At 59.7% G+C, this 19,132-nt stretch carries 17 protein-coding genes and 1 pseudogene; 10 read left to right on the top strand and 8 right to left on the bottom strand.

Going from position 1 to position 19,132, the window contains the following annotated elements:
- Nucleotide 1: 1 nt before the first annotated feature.
- From KW821_RS16290 to KW821_RS16260, 6 genes are all read left to right on the top strand, one after another.
- The gene (locus KW821_RS16290) at nt 2-1,150 is read left to right on the top strand and encodes an iron-containing alcohol dehydrogenase (RefSeq protein ID WP_218292178.1); all 1,149 of its coding nucleotides are present in this window, start codon (nt 2-4) and stop codon (nt 1,148-1,150) included.
- A 104-nt stretch (nt 1,151-1,254) separates the two neighbouring features.
- The gene (locus tag KW821_RS16285; RefSeq protein WP_218292177.1) at nt 1,255-2,238 is read left to right on the top strand and encodes an aldo/keto reductase; all 984 of its coding nucleotides are present in this window, start codon (nt 1,255-1,257) and stop codon (nt 2,236-2,238) included.
- Nucleotides 2,239-2,341: 103 nt separating this feature from the next.
- The gene (locus tag KW821_RS16280; RefSeq protein ID WP_256353524.1) at nt 2,342-3,370 is read left to right on the top strand and encodes an MBL fold metallo-hydrolase; all 1,029 of its coding nucleotides are present in this window, start codon (nt 2,342-2,344) and stop codon (nt 3,368-3,370) included.
- 27 nt (nt 3,371-3,397) lie between these two features.
- Nucleotides 3,398-3,868 (top strand): cupin domain-containing protein, encoded by a 471-nt coding sequence (locus tag KW821_RS16275; RefSeq protein ID WP_218292176.1) that lies wholly within the window; start codon nt 3,398-3,400, stop codon nt 3,866-3,868.
- A gap of 380 nt (nt 3,869-4,248) precedes the next feature.
- Nucleotides 4,249-5,310 carry an alpha/beta fold hydrolase gene (locus KW821_RS16265; RefSeq protein ID WP_256353523.1) on the top strand — a complete coding sequence of 354 codons (1,062 nt, stop codon included), beginning with the start codon at nt 4,249-4,251 and terminating at the stop codon, nt 5,308-5,310.
- A 126-nt stretch (nt 5,311-5,436) separates the two neighbouring features.
- Nucleotides 5,437-6,288 (top strand): aldo/keto reductase, encoded by an 852-nt coding sequence (locus KW821_RS16260; RefSeq protein ID WP_218292174.1) that lies wholly within the window; start codon nt 5,437-5,439, stop codon nt 6,286-6,288.
- Nucleotides 6,289-6,410: 122 nt separating this feature from the next.
- Here KW821_RS16260 and KW821_RS16255 read toward each other — a convergent pair whose 3' ends face one another.
- A complete protein-coding gene (locus KW821_RS16255; RefSeq protein ID WP_256353522.1) occupies nt 6,411-6,797 on the bottom strand; it encodes a helix-turn-helix domain-containing protein in 387 nt (128 codons plus the stop codon).
- 72 nt (nt 6,798-6,869) lie between these two features.
- Here KW821_RS16255 and KW821_RS16250 point away from each other — a divergent pair, with 72 nt between their 5' ends.
- Nucleotides 6,870-7,880, top strand: coding sequence for an NAD(P)-dependent alcohol dehydrogenase (locus tag KW821_RS16250; RefSeq protein WP_218292173.1), 1,011 nt, complete (start codon nt 6,870-6,872; stop codon nt 7,878-7,880).
- Between the two features lie 17 nt (nt 7,881-7,897).
- On the opposite strand, the pseudogene KW821_RS16245 reads toward KW821_RS16250, so the two are convergent.
- Nucleotides 7,898-7,996 (bottom strand): annotated as a pseudogene (locus tag KW821_RS16245) (IS5/IS1182 family transposase); the annotation flags it as partial.
- Nucleotides 7,997-8,481: 485 nt separating this feature from the next.
- Complete coding sequence (locus tag KW821_RS16240; protein WP_170176004.1) at nt 8,482-8,970, bottom strand: tetratricopeptide repeat protein; 489 nt, start codon at nt 8,968-8,970, stop codon at nt 8,482-8,484.
- A gap of 472 nt (nt 8,971-9,442) precedes the next feature.
- On the opposite strand from KW821_RS16240, the gene KW821_RS16235 reads away from it, so the two are divergent.
- Complete coding sequence (locus tag KW821_RS16235; protein ID WP_042653708.1) at nt 9,443-10,015, top strand: NADPH-dependent FMN reductase; 573 nt, start codon at nt 9,443-9,445, stop codon at nt 10,013-10,015.
- A 234-nt stretch (nt 10,016-10,249) separates the two neighbouring features.
- Here the strand turns inward: KW821_RS16235 and KW821_RS16230 are convergent, their stop codons facing one another.
- On the bottom strand, nt 10,250-10,909 hold the full coding sequence (locus KW821_RS16230; RefSeq protein WP_218292172.1) for a carbonic anhydrase: 660 nt from the start codon (nt 10,907-10,909) through the stop codon (nt 10,250-10,252).
- A 364-nt stretch (nt 10,910-11,273) separates the two neighbouring features.
- On the opposite strand from KW821_RS16230, the gene KW821_RS16225 reads away from it, so the two are divergent.
- Complete coding sequence (locus tag KW821_RS16225; protein ID WP_218292171.1) at nt 11,274-12,659, top strand: FAD-binding oxidoreductase; 1,386 nt, start codon at nt 11,274-11,276, stop codon at nt 12,657-12,659.
- 76 nt (nt 12,660-12,735) lie between these two features.
- Nucleotides 12,736-13,122 carry a hypothetical protein gene (locus tag KW821_RS16220; protein ID WP_218292170.1) on the top strand — a complete coding sequence of 129 codons (387 nt, stop codon included), beginning with the start codon at nt 12,736-12,738 and terminating at the stop codon, nt 13,120-13,122.
- 220 nt (nt 13,123-13,342) lie between these two features.
- On the opposite strand, the gene KW821_RS16215 is transcribed toward KW821_RS16220, so the two are convergent.
- From KW821_RS16215 to KW821_RS16200, 4 genes are all read right to left on the bottom strand, one after another.
- Nucleotides 13,343-14,407 carry a hypothetical protein gene (locus tag KW821_RS16215; RefSeq protein ID WP_218292169.1) on the bottom strand — a complete coding sequence of 355 codons (1,065 nt, stop codon included), beginning with the start codon at nt 14,405-14,407 and terminating at the stop codon, nt 13,343-13,345.
- Between the two features lie 58 nt (nt 14,408-14,465).
- Nucleotides 14,466-16,421: an alkyl/aryl-sulfatase gene (locus KW821_RS16210; protein ID WP_256353521.1), complete on the bottom strand. Its 1,956-nt coding sequence runs from the start codon at nt 16,419-16,421 to the stop codon at nt 14,466-14,468.
- A gap of 92 nt (nt 16,422-16,513) precedes the next feature.
- The gene (locus KW821_RS16205; protein WP_218292168.1) at nt 16,514-17,419 is read right to left on the bottom strand and encodes a transporter; all 906 of its coding nucleotides are present in this window, start codon (nt 17,417-17,419) and stop codon (nt 16,514-16,516) included.
- 687 nt (nt 17,420-18,106) lie between these two features.
- Nucleotides 18,107-18,991, bottom strand: coding sequence for a LysR family transcriptional regulator (locus KW821_RS16200; protein WP_218292167.1), 885 nt, complete (start codon nt 18,989-18,991; stop codon nt 18,107-18,109).
- Between the last annotated feature and the right edge of the window lie 141 nt (nt 18,992-19,132).

Below are 19,132 nucleotides of genomic sequence, written 5' to 3'. Positions count from 1 at the left end.
GATGGACAATTTCAGCTTTTACAACCCGACCCGGATCGAGTTTGGCACCGGCAAGGAGCGGCTCATCGGCGAGATCCTGGCCCTGCACGGCATCAAGAAGGTGCTGCTGGCCTATGGCAGCGATCGCATCAAGGGCGATGGCCTCTTCGCCAGCGTGAGCGCCAGTCTGAACGAGCAGGGGATCCCGTTCGTGGAGTGCGGCGGCATCGTCAGCAACCCGCTCATCTCCAAGGTGCGTGACGCCATCGCCCTGGCGCGGGAACAGGAGGTCGACGCCATTCTCAGCGTCGGCGGCGGCTCCGTGCTCGACAGCGCCAAGGCCATTGCCGCAGGGGCCCTCTATCAGGGGGATGTCTGGGATCTGTTCGTCGGCAAGGGGCAGATCGAGGCGGCGCTGCCGGTGTTTGCCATCCTGACCCTGGCTGCCACCGGCAGCGAGATGAACAGCGGCGCCGTGGTGACCAACGATGACACCAAAGAGAAGTTCGCCATCAACTCGGTGCACACCTTCCCGAAAGTCTCCATCGTCAATCCGGCGCTGATGCAGACGGTCTCCCGCGACTATCTGGTGTACTCGGCGGCGGACATCATAGCCCACTCCATCGAGGGCTACTTCACCGCCAAGGTGCAGCCGAAAATTCAGTCCCGCCTGGTGGAGTCCGTCATCGCCACCGTGCTGGAGACCACTGAGCAGTTGCTGGCGGATCCCGCCGATTACAACGCCCGCGCCGAGTTCGCCTGGGCGGCGACCCTGGCATTGAACGGCCTGACCTATGCGGGGACTTCGGGTTTTGGCTACCCCAACCACATGATCGAACACGCTCTCTCCGCCCTGTTCAATGTGCCCCATGGCGCCGGCCTGTCGGTGGTGATGCCCGCCTGGATGAGGTGGTACCAGGGCCAGAGTCCGGCTCAGTTCGAGCGCTTCGCCCAGCAGCTGTTTGGCTTGAATACCGCTGAGGAAGGTATTGCCGCCCTTGAGAAATGGTTTGACAAGATTGGCACGCCGACCCGCCTCTCCCAGCTCGGCATCACGGAGGCGGACCTGCCCGCCATCCTGGAGAACCTCAAGGGTAACGCCCGCTGGTTTGGCCTGGCTGAAACCTACACCCAGGACGTGCTGGCCACCATCCTTCGCAATGCTATGTGAGTGGCGGTGCCTCCAGGTCCTGTGTCAGGACTGAACCGCGCGTCGCCAGCCATCACACCATGGCGCTCTCCAAGGAGAGCGCCTTTCAAGAAAAGGGATCCATCATGCAAACACGTACTTTGGGTAACAGCGGGCTGGAAGTGTCGGCCATCGGTCTGGGCTGCATGGGGCTGAGCTTTGGCTATGGCCCGGCCACGGACAAGGGGCAGGCCATCGCCCTGATCCGCCGCGCCCATGAACTGGGGGTGACCTTCTTCGACACCGCCGAGGCCTATGGCCCTGGCGATAACGAACTGTTGCTGGGGGAGGCTCTCGCCCCGTTCCGGGACAAGGTGGTGATCGCCACCAAGTTCGGTTTCAAGCACGGCAAGGTCTCGGAGGGGCTGGACAGCCGCCCGGCCACCATCCGCGCCGTGGCGGAGGCATCGCTGCGCCGCCTCAACACCGATGTGATCGATCTCTTCTACCAGCACCGCGTCGATCCCGATGTCCCCATGGAAGAGGTGGCTGGCACAGTGCGAGACCTTATCCAGGAGGGCAAGGTGCGCCACTTCGGTCTGTCCGAGGCCGGTGTCGACTCCATTCGTCGCGCCCACGCCGTGCAGCCGGTGGCGGCGCTACAGAGCGAATACTCCCTCTGGTGGCGCGAACCGGAGCAGGCCATCCTGCCGTTGCTGGAGGAATTGGGTATCGGGTTCGTCCCTTTCAGCCCCCTCGGCAAGGGCTTCCTGACCGGAGCCATCAAGCCCGATACCCGTTTCGATGACTCGGATTTTCGCAACATAGTCCCACGTTTTGCCGAGGCGGCGCGCCAGGCAAACCAGCATCTGGTCGAAGTATTGAGCGACCTTGCGGCCAGCAAGGGGGTGACGTCTGCCCAGATCGCGATCGCCTGGTTGCTGGCGCAAAAGCCCTGGATCGCCCCCATTCCCGGCACCACCAAGCTGCATCGGCTCGAGGAGAACCTGGGCGCAGCTCGGGTGGTACTGAGCGCCACCGATCTGGGAGACATCCAGCGTGCCCTGGTCGGGATCAAGGTGGAGGGGGATCGCTATCCGTCACACCTGCAGCACAACGTGGGTCGCTAAGGCCGGATCGTCAACAGGAGTCTCATGAATGCAGAACCCCTCTGTACTCTCTCGCGCCGTCCCAAGGGGCCGGCGCTCTCTCTGGTTGCTAACAGGAGCCGTGATGGCAGGCATCTTTTCCTATGTATTGAAACCGGGCCTGCCCGCACACCCTGACTCTTCCCAGTATCAGGCGGGTCAATTCAGCAATGCCGTGACACTGCCGCAGCGCAGCACTTGGGAAGGGGTCCGGATCTGGTGGGATTTTCTGTTCGCCAAGCCTGATGGCACAGTGCCGGATCGCGCTATCCCGGTGCAGGCCATGAGCCGTGAGGGGCTGATGGCCGCCTCGGATAACAGTGTGTGGCGCCTCGGCCACTCCAGTCTGCTGCTTAAGTTGCAGGGCAAGTTCTGGCTGACGGATCCCGTGTTCAGCGAGCGCGCCTCGCCGGTGCAATGGTTTGGCCCCAAGCGCTGGCACGCACCGCCCATCACCCTGGATGCGCTGCCCCCCATAGAGGCGGTGATCCTCTCCCATGATCACTACGACCATCTCGACCATGACGCCATCCTTGCGCTGCAAGAGAAGGTCAGCCACTTCATCACGCCGCTCGGCGTGGGGGCGCGCCTGGTTGCCTGGGGTGTCCCCCGGCACAAGGTCAGGGAGCTGGATTGGTGGCAGAAGGCCCGGGTCGGCGGCATTGAGTTCATCGCCACCCCGGCCCAGCACTTCTCCGGCCGTGGCCTTAGCGATGGCAATCAGACCCTGTGGGCCTCCTGGGTCATTCGCGGGGAGGGAGCCACTCTCTTCTTCAGCGGTGACAGCGGTTACTTCGATGGCTTCAAGGAGATCGGCAAGCGTTACGGTCCGTTCGACATGACCTTCCTCGAGACCGGGGCCTACGACAAGCGCTGGGAGTACGTGCACATGTTGCCGGCGCAGACGGCGCAGGCGTTTCACGATCTGCGCGGGCTGTGGCTCTATCCGATCCACAACGGCACCTTCGATCTGGCCATGCATTCGTGGGATGACCCGCTCGAGCAGATAGTCCGTTTGGCCACCGAGCAGCAGATCCCATTGACCACCCCGGTGATGGGGGAGCCCCTGAACGTGCTGATCCCCCATGAGGGCAGCGCCTGGTGGCGCGAGTGACACATTTTTAAAGCACAGGAGTCGACAATGAACCCAATATCCGCAACCACGCTTGCCCAGGCTGAGGCAAAAGATCAGACGATACAGGTATTTTCCCCGGGGCTGGTGCCTGCAACCCAGGGTGCTAGCGAATTCTTCGTCGGGGATGTCTATGTGGATCAGCTGTATCAGGGCACGGCGCCCGCCGCCATCTCTGGCGGCCTGGTCAGCTTCACGCCGGGGGCGCGCACCGCCTGGCATACCCATCCTTTGGGCCAGACCCTCTACGTGGTCAGTGGGCTGGGGCGGGTGCAGATGGTAGAAGGTCCTGTCCAGGCGATCCGGCCAGGGGATCTGGTCTGGATCCCGGCTAGCGTGAAGCACTGGCATGGTGCGGCACCTGATACTCCCATGACCCACCTGGCGCTGGCTGAACGGCAGGATGGCCAGGTGGTGACCTGGCTTGCGCAGGTGAGCGAGCGTGATTATCGCGCCTCCGTCGCAGGGGACCGGGATTGAGCATGCGGGGGAATAACCGTCAGCCCGATCCCCAATCAGTGCACCTTGATACCGCCCCTTAGCGTGATCAAGCGCTTCTTGATCACCCATGATCTGGCGGGTAAGCGGCTCGTTCCTTTCATCACCCACGGTGGCTATGGCATCGGGGATAGCGAGGCGGTACTCGCCAGACTGGCGTCAGGTGCCCGGCGAGATGCACCACTGATCATGGAGTGCGATCAGGAGAGGCGAACGACCGAGACAGTAGCCCGGTGGCTGGAGGCCAGAGGGACTTGATCTCATCTTTGGGCGAGGCAGACAGGTCATCGTCGTGATGGCGACAGGTGACGTTCATTACGTAAACAGGATTGATGCTTGATGCCAAACAAGGGAACACAACCATGAAGAGACTCAGTAAATCATTGCTTTTTTGCATGCTGGCAGGGGTGCTTGTGGCCCCCGCTCATGCCGATCCCCTGGTTATTCAGGAGCAGGGCAGCTTTGCCGCGGGGGGCGCCGTCGTCACCGCCCCCGGCAAGTTTGACCCCAAGCAGCCACTGGAGCCTGCCGGTCAGACCTACCATGGGGATCACGCCAGCGTCTTCTATCAAATTCCGCCCAACCCGCACAAGTACCCGATCGTCATGCTCCACGGTGCCGGCCAGTCTTCCCGTACCTGGCAGACCACGCCGGATGGCCGGGAAGGTTTCCAGACCCTGTTCCTGCGCCGGGGGTTTGCGACCTATCTGGTCGATCAACCCCGCAGAGGCAGCGCGGGTCGCAGCATGGTGGAGGGGGCGGTGGCCCCCAATCCGGATGAGCAGTTGTGGTTCAATCAGTTCCGTCTTGGCGTCTGGCCGGATTATTTCAAAGACGTCCAGTTTTCTCAGCATCAAGCGGTGCTGAACCAGTATTTCCGCCAGATGACGCCCAACACCGGGCCCTTTGATGTCAATGTCATCGCCGATGCCATGGCGGCGGTGGTGGACAAGAGTGGTCCGGCCATCCTGTTCACCCACTCTCAGGGGGGCGGACCTGGCTGGCATACCGCCATAAAAAGCAACAAGGTGAAGGCCATAGTCGCGTTCGAACCAGGCAGTGGCTTCGTCTTCCCTGAGCAGGCGTTGCCAGCCCCCATGCCGAGTGCGTTCGATACCCTGAAGGGTGAGCCGGTGACAATGGCGCAGTTCATGAGCCTGACCAAGATCCCAGTGCTGATCCTGTATGGCGACAACATCCCAGACAAACCGACTGCCATGCCCGCCCAGGACAGCTGGCGAGTACGCCTGGCGATGGCCCGCCAGTGGCGGGATCTGGTCAACCAGCATGGAGGGGATGTCACTGTGGTTCACCTGCCCGAAATCGGCATCAAGGGCAACACCCACTTCCCCTTCTCCGATCTGAACAATGTTCAGATCGCCGATCTGGTGAGCCAGTTCCTGAAAGAGAAAGGTCTGCAATAACCAGGGGATAACGGCAGGGTGCCTGATATGCACAATCAAGGTGGTCAGCGCACCCTGGCAACGAATTGATCCCTGGAGACCCTTGGCTGCGTCATGCCAGTCACACCACAGCGAAAGGAAAATGAGATGAACACAGTCAGACTCAACAACGGTATCGAAATGCCCCTGCAGGGCTTTGGTGTCTTTCAGATGACGGAGGCGGCAGAGTGCGAGCGCGCCGTCATCGAAGCCATCGACAGCGGCTATCGGTTGATCGACACCGCCGCCTCCTATCAGAATGAGGCCCAGGTCGGGAACGGGATCAGGCAGAGCGGCATCGGGCGTAACGAGCTCTTTGTCACCACCAAGCTCTGGCTGCAAGACGCCAGCTATGAGGGGGCCAAGGCGCAGTTCGAGCGCTCCTTGAATCGCCTGCAGCTCGATCATGTGGATCTCTATCTCATCCATCAGCCCTACGGGGATGTCCACGGTGCATGGCGGGCGATGGAAGAGTTGCTGCAAGCCGGCAAGGTCCGCGCAATTGGCGTCAGCAACTTCCAGCCTGACAGACTTGCCGACTTGATTGCTTTCAATCATGTGGTGCCGGCCGTGAATCAGATAGAGGTGAACCCGTTCAATCAGCAACTGCATGCCGCGCCCTGGATGCAGAGTCGACGCATTCAGCCACAGGCGTGGGCTCCCTTCGCAGAAGGCAGAAATGGTCTGTTCCAGCATCCGGTGCTGACCGCCATCGGCGCGAAGCGGGGAAAGAGCGTGGGGCAAGTCGTGTTGCGCTGGATCTTCCAGCGCGGCATAGCGTCGCTGGCCAAATCGGTGCGCAAGGAGAGGATGAAGGAGAACCTCGATATCTTCGACTTCGAGCTCAGTCAGGATGAGATGGTGCAGATAGCCGCGCTGGATACGGCAACCAGTGCCTTTTTCTCTCATCGTGATCCCGCCATGGTTGAATGGCTGACGGGCCGTAAACTCGATGTTTAACCACTCGAGATGAAATAAACCATGAGGTACTTATCCATGCAAAAACGATATCTCGGCGCGAATTCAATGTTGAAGTGCAACGCCAGACCAAAAATCAGGCAGCCTTGAGAGGCGAAATATCCTCAGATAGCACGTTCTGCTTGGTAATTACCTATCCAATCCGTCAGCACTGTGACCAACCCGGCGACCTCAACACCCGCCGGGCTGAGGGAATATTCGGTATGCGGCGGGATCACAGGGAAGGAGACCCGGATGGCCAGACCGTCCTCCTCCAGTTCCTTTAAAACCTTGATGAGCATACGTTCACTGATGCCCGTTAATTTCTGACGAAGCTCGCTGAAACGGTGCGTTCCCTCCAGCAAGGCGACCAATGTCAGCGTTCCCCAACGGCTGGTGATATGGCTGAGCATTTGCCGGGAAGAACAGGACGCATCGAATGATTCCTTACTGGTGAGCATGCGTGAAAGTACATTCTTCTGCTTCCGATCACTGGTTTTTGATACTGACATTTTTGTTCGTACTTATCGGTAGGGTGTGGAAAGGTTACCTTCTCTACATCGTGGATACCAATAAGAGACCAGATGATGAAGGCTGCACTACTCGGACATATGCCTGGGATTGACCAGATCCAGTTAACGGACATCGCCGACCCAGGAAAACCCGGCCCTGGTGAAGTCAGGGTACGGATCCACAGCAATTCCCTGAATTTCCATGATTACAATGTTGCCGCAGGGATCCTTCCCTCTGTCGCTGGACGGCTGTTGATGTCAGACGGTGCCGGTGTTGTTGAGGAGATCGGGGAAGGCGTTACCGGGTTCACTGCTGGCGATCATGTTGTCTCCGTTTTCTTTCCGGACTGGGAGCAGGGGGACTGTCCTGCCATCGGCTTTAGCCGCACCCCCGGTGATGGGCTTGACGGATATGCCACCTCATATGCTGTTCGCCCGGCAAACTGGTTTATGCGTGCACCGAACGGCTGGGATCATGCTGAAGCAGCCACACTGCCCACTGCTGGATTAACCGCCTGGCGAGCCCTCGTCGTGAACGGCAACATCAAAGCCGGAGATGACGTCTTGATCCTGGGTACGGGTGGCGTCTCAGTTTTTGCCCTTCAGTTTGCACGTATGGCTGGTGCGCGTGTCTGGGCGACGACCTCTTCTGATGAGAAGGCCGAATGGTTAATACGCCAAGGTGTTAGCGGAGTGGTTAACTACCGCCGGGAGTCAGAATGGGGTAAAAAAATACTGGACATGACCGGTGGTCGGGGCGTCGATCATGTTGTGGAGATCGGTGGGCCAGGGACGCTAGCACAATCGATCACGGCTGCCAGGATTGGTGGTCACATCAGTTTAATCGGCGTATTCACTGGCATTGCCGGGCAAGTACCGACGGGGGCCATTATGGGAAAACAGCTGACAGTTAAAGGCATAACGGTCGGCAGCCGTTCACATCAACTCGATATGACCCGTGCGTTCAATGCGTCTGGAATTCGTCCTGTCATTGATTCTAGGATGCCGCTGGAAGATATTCAGGTTGCTTTTGAGCACCAGTTACATGGCAAACACATAGGCAAAATATGCCTGGATATTTAGGGAAGGTACGAATAAGTGAAGGGCTGGCGAGCCAGCTGATGCTGCTCCCGCAGATGGCGGAAGTTCATGATGGTGGTACGGTCAGGGATAGCCTGGTCGAGGGAGAGTCTGGCAAAGTGACCGTGCTCCCCTGTGGGCGCCGCAAAGACATCAAGAAATCGCCTCGTACTCGGGACAAGCTGGTCGCACGTGACAAGGTGGCTCAGTTGCTAACCTGCGCTCGTTCTCGGGTAAAGCCTGAGTCTATCCAGCTTGAGCCTTAGTCAAACTCCCTGCCGGTGCCTCCGCAGCTACAACAACAGAGACAACCTGCGGCCCATACTGCCCCTCAGTCAGCCCCTGTGGGACCCTCTGCTATTACATCCCCTGTACTCTCAGAACTCAGCGAGCGTTATCTGAAAGAAAAGGCTCTGTCATGGGCCCCCAAAGAACTCAGTAATCAGAAGAACTACATCGGCTACTTCATCACGGCGCTGGGGGATAGATCTCCCACCGCGTACAGCAAGGTCGATGTGGTCAAGTTCAAGGACGAGCTACTGAACTCAGGCAAGAGCCCTACGACCATCAACAAGTATCTCCAGAAGCTATCTCTGCGGTATGGTCAGCTTTTCCTATACAGTTCGAAATAGCCAAACGCCAGTTTTTGCGCCTCTACCAGTGCGGCAGGGGCTAGTTTCTTAACCATCTTGTCACGCGATACTATGGCTGCGTGATCACCCTTGGTTGCTGCGAGAGAAAACCACGCATAAGCCTGCCTGTAGTCCTGTTCTACTCCAAAGCCATTTTTATAGAGGTATCCAAGGTGGCGTTGTGCCTCTTTGCCCCCCTGTTCGGCGGCCTTGCGATACCAGACAGCCGCCTGTCGGTAGTCCTGTGGCACCGTCTCCCCCTTCTCACACATCATGCCGACGTTTAATTGGCAGTCTGCATTGCCCAGTTCGGCCCCTTTCTGAAACCAGAAACAAGCCTTCTGTCTGTCTTGCGGCCCATCCAATCCCAAGCCAGTGTCATACGCATGTGCCAAACAGATAGCAGCAGTCACATCGCCCTGTTCAGCTAGCTCGATCAAGGTTTCAATCGCATCGTTCATCTTAAACACCTCCTGCAGCTGGCTCATCCTGCGTCAGATAGCTGTACCGTATTTGGCAGATATCCGAGTGGTATGATTCAACCTCTCCCGCCATTTCAATTTAGCCCTAAAAACACCCCTAAAGAGGGCCGCATTGAGTGCGCCCCTTGTGGGTGAGCGTCTTTTTATTACTGATGGGGGTAGGGTAGGGGCTGCTGAAAATAATCCTCCATTTCGCGATGACTAGGGAGGCTGTGAACACGCATCTTCTGTGAGGAGACTGGGAGGTTTAGTTATTTTAATTCAACAAATTACAGGGTAGCGACATCAAGGTGATGTGGCGATGATCTCACGTCAGGGACTTGTCCGCGCCTTCCTTGGTTTATCGACTATCCTAGAGCATCTCCGATCTGTTCAACAGCATCAAGGCTCGGCTATAGGCTAAGCATGACGGCTTGGATTCGGATGGGTTAACTCTACAAAGGAGATCTTCATGGTTAAATACAAGGTTGGTTATTTCGTCGGTAGTCTCTCCAGTACATCAATTAATCGATTGCTGGCCGAGGCGCTGGTGCGTTTGGCACCGCCCGAGTTGGAGTTGATTGAGATCCCCATTCGGGACTTGCCCCTGTACAGTCAAGACTATGATGCGGACTTCCCCCCGGTGGCACGAAAATTCAAGCAGTCCATTAGCGAAGTCGATGCGGTGTTGTTCGTGACGCCGGAATTCAACCGATCCATCCCAGGTGGCCTGAAAAATGCGATCGACTGGGCCAGCCGGCCGTGGGGCCAAAACTCGTTCACACGTATGCCTTCGGCAGTAATAGGTACGTCGCCCGGTGCCATTGGCACCGCGGTCGCGCAACAGAGCTTGCGTGGCGTGCTGTGCTTTTGCAATTCGCCACTGATGAATACGCTGGAAGCCTACATTCAATTTAAACCCGGTCTGATCACCGAGGGCGGACAGGTCACGGACGATTCGACAGCTGACTTCCTGCGCAACTATATGAATGAGCTTCATGCATTCATCGTGCGGGTGCTGACCGTGTTGCCGCGCAACGCCTGAGCCGTTACCGATAATTCAGCGGCCAGGGCCAGTTGAAGTACCATTTCGTGACTGGCGCCAAGGGTATCGCGCACACCTAGGTGGAGGGCAACGTCAACAGCAATGATGCAGCCGGCTTCCAGATCGACCTAGTAGGCACACATTGTGCTGACCGATAGTGACTTCATCGAGAACAAGACACCGGCCTCAGGCCGGTGTCTTGTTTATGTAGCTGTCGTATCTGCTTAGCCCAATTCAGTCGAACGAGCCCATTGGCCCGGGGTAGGCCACCTCCTCGAGCATCCCGGTATCGACATCGTAGATGAAGCCGCGCACGCTGACCGCATCCGGGCCGCTCGTTGGTATCCAGGGGTGGTTCAGGACGGCCGACATGCCGCGCCGCACATCCCAGGCGAGGCGCTCCATGTTTCGCTCATCGCGAGGAGAATCAAGCGGCTCTATTTGCCCACGGAACGCGTGGAATGCCGACGGCGTGGCAGATGACTTCTTGCAGCTCGTGAACGCGCGGCCGGTGGCTTGGCCGAGTAGTGCCTCCGCTCTTGGGTCCCCTTCCAGACCGGCTTTGAACAGGTCGTCGGTGAAGGCGAGCATGCCGCAGCGGGTGTGATGGATCAGGATGATTTCGTCGGTGTTGAGCAGGTGATGCGAGATGATCAGGCTGCGAAGGGTGTCATCACTGACCACCCCGCCGGCGTTGCGGATGATGTGGGCGTCCCCTGTCTGCAATCCGAGCAGGTCCTCCACGTCGATCCGCGCATCCATGCAGGTCACGACCACTACTCGCCTGGCCGGCTGGATCGGCTGTTTGCCCGGATAGAGAGGCTGGTGCACGGCCTCGCCCTGCGCATACCTTTTGTTGTTCGCCAGATACTGATCCGTTTTTGACGTTGCCATGTTTGGCCCTCCGTTTCGCAATGACTGGGCGCCATCTTCAGGCTCCAGAGACGATGTGCTCTTTCACGGCTCGCACGGACGGGGTCAACAGTTTTGCGGGGAGGAAAGAATCTGTGCAGCTATGAGTGTAGCCAAGGCGTCTGGCCCTATTGGTGAAGGCCCTTCATAGACCAAGTCCTCATGCAGGGGCGCGAACACGCGGTGACTGTCCCGTGGATCGTACAGATTCGTTTAGCCGCCGCTCATCTTCCTGAGCGCCTCGGTTTGGGTCATGACAGATTGCTGCCGCGCCCACCCATCAGCTGAGCACCTTTGAGAAAGGGCACCATAATCAGTTGTCAGGTGCAAACAAAAAGGTGGCGCCATGAAGCCGTTACGAAATGCCAATATCGACGAGTTCAAAGCGCACTTCCGGGGGGAGGTGCTTCTTGCTGCAGACGCGGATTACGACGAGGTGCGCCAGATCTGGAACGCCATGATCGACCGCAAGCCCGCGCTGATCGCCCGCTGCACCTCGCCCGAAGATGTCGTGCAGGCCGTCGAGTTAGCGCGAAAACACGACCTCCTCGTCTCGATCCGAGGGGGTGGGCACAATATTGCGGGCAATGCCGTGTGCGACGGTGGTCTGATGATCGACCTCTCATTGATGAAGAGTGTGCAAGTGGACCCGGCCACTCGCCGGGCCAGCGTCGAGCCCGGCTGCACCCTTGCCGATGTCGATGCGGCCGTACAGGCCCACGGCCTCGCCACGCCACTTGGCATCAACTCGACCACGGGAGTGGCCGGCCTGACGCTCGGCGGCGGGTTCGGCTGGCTGAGCCGGAAGTTCGGCATGACCATCGACAACCTGCTCTCCGCGGAAGTCATCACGGCGGATGGCCGTCAGCTGCACGCCAGCGCAACGGAAAACGCGGATCTCTTTTGGGGGCTGCGGGGGGGCGGTGGCAACTTCGGTGTCGTCACCCGCTTCGAGTTCCAGCTCCATCCCGTCGGGCCGGATGTACTGAGCGGGCTCATCGTCTTTGCGTTCGATAAGGCGAAGCTCGTGTTGACGCGGTTCGCCCGCTTCACCGAGACGATGCCGGACGAGCTCAGCGTCTGGATGGTCACGCGCAAGGCGCCTCCGCTGCCCTTCCTGCCCGAAGACGTGCACGGCAAGGAGATGGTCGCGCTCGCCCTGTGCTATGCGGGCGATCCCAAAGAGGGCGAGAGGCTGATCGAACCGCTGCGCGGGTTTGGCACCGTGCTCGGCGAGCACATCGGGGTCCAGCCATATGTTGCCTGGCAGCAGGCGTTCGATCCGCTCCTGTCGAAGGGGGCGCGCAACTACTGGAAGTCGCACAACTTCTCGCAGCTCAGCGACGGCGCGATCGACGCCATCATCGAATACGCCGGCAAGTTGCCGTCGCCCCAGTGCGAGATCTTCATCGGCACGATCGGCGGCCAGACGGCCCGCGTCGCGCCCGAGGCGATGGCTTACTCGAGCCGGGATGCCAATTACGTGATGAACGTGCACGGTCGCTGGGAGTCGGCTGGCGAGGACGAGCGCTGCATCGCCTGGGCGCGAGAGTTCTTTACCAAGTCACAACCCTTTGCCAGCAGCGGTGCCTACATCAACTTCCTCACCCAGGACGAGACCGACCGCATCGCCTTCGCCTACGGTGCGACCTACGATCGGCTGGTGGAGATCAAGAAGAAGTACGACCCGACCAACCTCTTCCGGATGAACCAGAACATCAAACCGGTATGAGCAGCGATCATGCGCCATGCAACCTAAGCCAGAGATCGTTATTCGACCTCCACAACCACCATCGAGGAGCGTACAGATGCGTATTTCCAAGCAGGACGTACCCGTCAGAATCCAGGTGCCGGGCGCCATCGCGCGGCAACAGACCGAATTTGGCGACGCGACCGGATACGGCATGATCAGCGGCGAATATTTTTCCCTCGGCGCGGGCACGGATATTGCGCCGTTGCTGCAAGGGCTGAAGGATGATCTGTGTCAGGCCCCGCACTGGGGCTACGTATTGCAAGGCGAACTGTCGGTCACCTATGGGGATGGTTCGAGCGAGGTGATCAGCGGTGGGGATCTGTTCTATTGGCCACCCGGGCACACGGTGAGGGTAGGTCAAGACGCCGAGGTCATTCTGTTCAGCCCGCAGCACGAGCACAGTGAGGTGATCGATCACATGCTGCGCAAGCTGGGCCACTGAGTCGATCTCACCCTGTTCAATCGAGGGGACCACTGATGGTCCCCTTTTTCTTGGCATCAGAGCGTATATAAGCAGACCTATCCATCTATCCACCTATCCGGCGGGTTCCTTTTCCGTTTCGCAGTGGCTCTGCCGCGTGGGTTGGCCTTCGCATCTCGAAAAAACCAAGGAATTGAGGTCATGGTCAACGAAGGCCGGTGCGCCATTGTCTATGCCGGCGCTAGAACAGGAAGGTCGGGATGACGGGCACGAACATAAAGCGAAGGTTCCAGCGGTTGCCGAGCTGATCATCGGGGTGGATCACCGCGTATTGCACCTCAGCGCCGATCCGCACCGGCAGGCTGCCGATCTTGATGATGCGCGAGGCACCGAGGCCAACGGGGAAGCTGACCTGATTACCGCTGTCGGCTTTCCAGTTGACGGTGACATTCGGCGACATGCCGACGTGCCAGCCGGCATCGCCGGGGATGTTGCGCTGGATGAAGTACTGGATGTTGGTCAGGCTGACGTCCTTGCGATCATCATCGCCGGCGATCGACCACCAGTGCTGCGGGAAGAGGCCGAGCGACCAGTCCTCGCCGAGGTAGGCCGCCACGACGGCCGGGCCGAGAGCATACTTGCCCGTCCCCAGCACGTCCTCGGTGGCGGTGGGGAACATGGCCGTGGGGCCGAGGCCCCAGACCACCTTGCCGGTCTGGAAGTGGATAGGTTGCTTGGGGGAGAACACCCCGACATAGGTCAGATCCCCCATGCCATGAGTACGATCGAAGGGATCGTTGATCAGGCTGGTCAGGGACGGGTCCGCCATGATGTCGCTCGGGCCGAGGCCCACCAATTTTCCGGCGTCACTGTTGATAGGTGCGCTGATGTAGGTGATGGGAATGCGGTTGATCAGGTTCCACTCCTCGCCGAGGGAGATCGGGAAGGTCGGCATGAAGCTGTACTTGCCCATGTAGTGAGTCCCCTCACTGTTGGGCCCTTTGAGCGCGGTGTAGTCGAACTGGTTCACCAGCATCACCAGATTGCCTACCGGGTTGTCCATCATCTTGGCCAACTGCTGGGCCGAGGGCTGGCAGCCGGCCTTGGTCACCTCCTTCAGGTCGATGTTGGTGTCTTGCTGCAAGGCGTGGCAATCCGGGTTTTTCACCGGGTGGTCGGTGCCTGGCGCCGGCAACTCGTTGGCCATGGCGCCGCAGGCACAGCAGAGGGCAGGGAACATCAGGGCGCGAAGGCTTTGCCTGAGGTGAATAGAACGTGGTCGAGCCGTGCTTGAGTGCGTTGTCATTTCATATCCTTGGCATGCCATGGATCGCGCCCCTGGCGGGACGCGATCCATTCATCTCTTAGGGAGTGACGATATTGAACATGCTCGGGAAGTTGTCGAGCAGGCCGAGCAGCTCGTTGACCTTGCCCTGATCACCTTCCAGCTTGGCCTTGCCGGCGGCCAGCTCCTTGTCCAGAGAGGCGCCCCCCATCATCAGCCCGGCGAAGCCCAGCTTGTCGACGGTGAGGGTGGCGTCCGCCTTGTCAAAGCCCTTGTCGGCGGTGTAGATCAAGACGCCGTTACGCAGCTCGATGGCATAGGTTTGCCCCTCTGGCTGCTTCCAGTTGAGCCGCACCTGTTTGCCCACGGCCTTGGGGCCATTGATCCGCACCCCCATGTAATCGAGCAGCAGGTCCGGGCTCATCGCCGCCACCATGTCCGGGCTGGCGGTGTTGATCCCCGGCTGATTGGGCACGCCGTTGCGCAGCTCGTAGGCCCCCATCAGGTACTCGTTGCGCCAGGTCGGGTTCTCGGTCTGGTAACCCAGTTGCTCCAGGGCATCGGCCTGCAGGTTGCGGGCCGCCTGGTTGTTCGGGTCGGCGAACACCACGTGCTTGAGCACTTCCGCGGCCCAGCGGTAATCCCCCTTGGCGATGGAGTCCTTGGCCTTGCTCATCACCGTATCGGCGCCCCCCATGAACTCGACATACTTCTTGCCCGCCTCAACCGGTGGCAGTGGGTGCAGGTTGGCCGGGTTGCTGTCGTACCAGCCCAGATAGCGCTGGTAGACCGCCTTGGCGTTGTGGTTGACCGAGCCGTAGTAGCCCCGGTTGTGCCACTGTTGGCCTGTGCTGTCGGGCAGCTCCAGCTGCTCGGCGATCTCGGTCATGTTGTAGCCCTTGTTGGCCAGATTCAGTGACTGATCGTGGAGGTACTTGAACATGTCGCGTTGATCGGAGATGAAGCTGACGATGCGCTGCTGACCCCACATCGGCCAGTGGTGCTGGGCGAGCACCACTTCCACCTTGTCACCATAGCTGTTGATGGCCTGGTTCAGGGTCTTCCACCAGTTGGCCGCGTTGCGCACCTGGGCACCGCGCAGGGTGTAGAGGTTGTGCATGGTGTGGGTGGCGTCTTCGGCGGTGTTGAGCAACTTGAACTGCGGGAACCAGATCAGCATTTCGGAGGGGGCTTCGGTGCCTGGCGCCATCTGGAATTCCATCTCGACGCCATCCAGGGTGCGTTTCTCACCGGTCTTGGAGATGGTGTCGGTGGGGGGGATCAGGGTAAAGGTGCCGAAGGAGGTGGTCTTGCCGAGACCGGCATCGAGCTGGCCGCGGGCACTGCGCGGCAGCATGGCGCCGTACTGGTACAGGGTGCGGCGACTCATGGTGTTGCCGGCCAGCACGTTCTCACTCACCGCCTCGTCAAGGAAGCCATCCGGGGCGAGGATCTTCACCTTGCCGGACTTCACGTCTTCCTCGTTGGTGACCCCCTTGACGCCGCCATAGTGGTCGGCATGGCTGTGGGTGTAGATCACCGCCACCACCGGCTTCTTCGGACGGTTGGCGTAGTAGAGATCGAGCCCCGCCTTGGCCACTTCGGTGGTGACCAGCGGATCTATGATGATCAGCCCACTGTCCCCCTCGACTATGGTCATGTTGGACAGGTCGAAGCCACGGATCTGATAGACCCTATCTGTGACTTGGAACAGGCCGTTGTTGAGGTTCAGCTCGGAGATGCGCCACAGGCTGGGGTTCACCGTGTCCGGTGCATCGCCCTTGATGAAGTCGTAGCTGGTCAGATCCCAGGAGACATTGCCCTTGGCGTCTTTGATGGTCATGGGGGTCAGTGTCGCGATGAAGCCCTTCTTCGCATCCTCGAAGTCCTGCTTGTCTGCGAAGGGCAGGTCTTTCAAGACGGCGGCGTTCATCTGCTTGGTGATATCACTGGCATCCTTCGGCTCGTCGGCGCCCAGCGCCGTGAACGAGGTTAACGCGAGAGCCATGGTCAATGCCGACAGTTGGAATTTCATTCTGTACTCCTTGTGTTGAATTAAACCCATGTACTGCTTGTTCATGGAAAATCAGGGTTTCGTGATGGGATCGTGAAAAAATCCTGTGCCGCTTACCAGAGGTACTGCAGGCGCAGCGTCCAGGTGCTGACATCCGGTGAGCCGCTCTGCACCGAGACCGTGTCGCTGTAGGCGACCATGCCGCCGAACTGGGGCGAGAGCATGAAACCGATGCTGGCGCCGAGCAGGGTGTTCTCCTGCTCATTGCCCTGATCGACCCCGTTTATCCTGGTCTCGCCCCCCGAACTCCAGGTGGCGTCGAGGGAGGCCCAGATGGCCGGGTTGAAGGTGTAGCTGTAGTGGCCCTCGATGGACCAGAGTGGGTCCTGCTCCAGCTTGCTGCCGCCCTGGTACTCGCTGTTGTTGCCATAGAGCGAGACCCAGCTGTTCAGCTCCAGCCAGGTGGGGCCTATGGGGTGGCCGAAGGCCAGTTCCGGCTTGAACACCCAGCGATTGGCTCCGATGTTGATGGCGCGATCCTTGTCGTAGTCGCCATTGGGGGTGGTTACCCAGAGTGCGCCCGTGAGGAAGGTCTGCGGCTGGTAGCCGCTGGCGAACTCCGACTTGCTCAAGGCCGGGGCACCGAACAGGTTGTGGACGAAGATGACCTGGGTATCGCCTAGGCCGCTCTCCTTCCGGGTGCCGGTGAAGTGCTGCGCGTCATCGAAGGAGGCATCGACGTGGGCGTATGGCTGCAGGAGCTGGAAGCCGGAGGTGCGCCCGTCGATCGCGAAGCTGTAGGCATAGCGAAAGATGAAGAGGTCGGCGTCCAGCGACAGGCCGTCGATCGGCAAGCTGGTGTCGATCGAGGTGTTGGTGTCGACGCTGTTGTAGTAGCCGAAGACCATGTTCAAGTCGGTCGGCAGATTCTGCCAGTCGCGGGCGTTGTCGGCCTGAGCCGGTTGACTCAGGCCGCAGGCGAGGGCGACTAGTCCACCCAGATAGCGGGAAGTTCGCATGGCAATACTCCAGAGCGAGTTTAATGGCGTGCCGTTCCGTCCAACGTCCGTCGAGCCGGGTTGGAGGGGAATACCTGTTGCTGGTGCTGGTGGGTGCGAGGGATCACGGGCTGGCAATGCCTGCGGGGATCCTGGATCGTCGGTCTACGCGGGGGCCGGAATCGACAGGCACTGTCGCCGCGTTGCCGCAGCTGGCGAAGCATGGAGCATGCTGCTGGAGATGAGCGGAGTTGAGAGCTTTCTACCGAACTCAAACCTGGGGTGGCTTGGTGCAAGGCCGGCAGGGTGCCAGCGACGGGAAGATTGCATATCGATTACCTTTTCCTTGGTAAATTCCGCTACACGGCCCGATGCAGCGGTACAACTGTGGTTGAGGTGTCAGTGTGGGCGATGTTCTGTCAGGAAACCAAATGGATCTTTGGGTGTCAAAGGCGACCGCTTCCTGATAAACACAATATTTTCCTATTGTTACCAAAAAGCAACCACCAAAAGGGTGGGAACCCAGCGAAAAATAGGGTTACACCCCGTTTTCTACCCCGGGGCACCACAATTGTTGTGAGTTTGTGATCCCGCGCACGGACATAATCGGCGGGTGCGGCTGATCGCGGCCATCGTCTGCAGCCCCTCCCGTCCAGTCTTTCCGGATCGCACCAGGGTGATGGCCGAGGGGGGACAAACCGACGTCGTTCAAGGGGAGGGCAGCTCGAGAAATGCGCGCATGGCCGGGGTGACGCTGTGCTTGCGGGTGATAAAGGCGGTGGTGCCCGCCGTCGCGTCCTCCAGCGGCTGGCAGTGCACCTTGAACAGCTGGTTGGCGGTGCTGGCGATGCCGGCGCTGACCACGGCGGTGCCCAGACCATGGCTCACCGCATTGACCAGGTGGAACAGGGAGTCGGTCTCGAGCACCACCTTGAAACTCAGCTGCTGGCGGGCGGCGGCCTGCTCGAAATGGTGGCGAAACTGCATGGTCCTGCTCGGCAGGATCAGGGGGAGGGGTTGCAGATCGGCCAGTTTCAACGGGCCCTGGTTGGCGGTGCCGCCCGCCGCGGGCCGGGGGCTGAGCACCGCCATCGGATTGGGGCGGCGCAGCTGCACGTCGAGGGAGCGGCGCTGGCCGTCGGTGAGCGGCTCGTCAAAGCCGAGCCCGATGTCGGTCCGGTGCAGGTCCAACTGCTCGAGCAGGGTGCCGTGGGTCAGCACCGACAGGCGCAGGGTGACGTTGGGGTAGAGGGTATTGAAGCGCTTGATGAGCGGCATGATGTCGACGCTCGACTGCGGCACTATGCCGATGCGCAGGGCGCCACTGAGCTCGCCGCTGAACAGGCTCAGCTCCTGGCGCATCGAGTCCTGCTCCAGCAGCATCCGCTCGGCGTGGCGCAGCACCACCTCGCCGGCCTGGGTCAGCGCCACGAACTGGCTGTTGCGCACCACCAGTTCGGTGCCGAGGGATTTCTCCAGGGTAGTGATGCTGGCCGACAGGGTTGGCTGGGTGATGAAGCAGGCCTTGGCCGCCCTGGCGAAGTGGCGGTGCTGGGCCAGCTCGTAAAAGTAGCGTAACTGATTGATATTCATTGAAGCTATGCGGATGGGTACCATGAATGGGCGACAAACTTAATCAATCGAGCTGCCATCTGCAATAGGGTTGTTCTATTGGTGAATAGATTTGTTTCATTGGTTTTGCCGCCATGACTTCTCTAAACTTGGTTCTCGGAT

Origin of the sequence: Aeromonas sp. sif2416, assembly GCF_019218665.1 — a bacterium.
Classification (GTDB): domain Bacteria; phylum Pseudomonadota; class Gammaproteobacteria; order Enterobacterales; family Aeromonadaceae; genus Aeromonas; species Aeromonas encheleia.
Note: the sequence above shows the minus strand (reverse complement) of the source record. Positions and strands in the feature narration are given on the sequence as shown.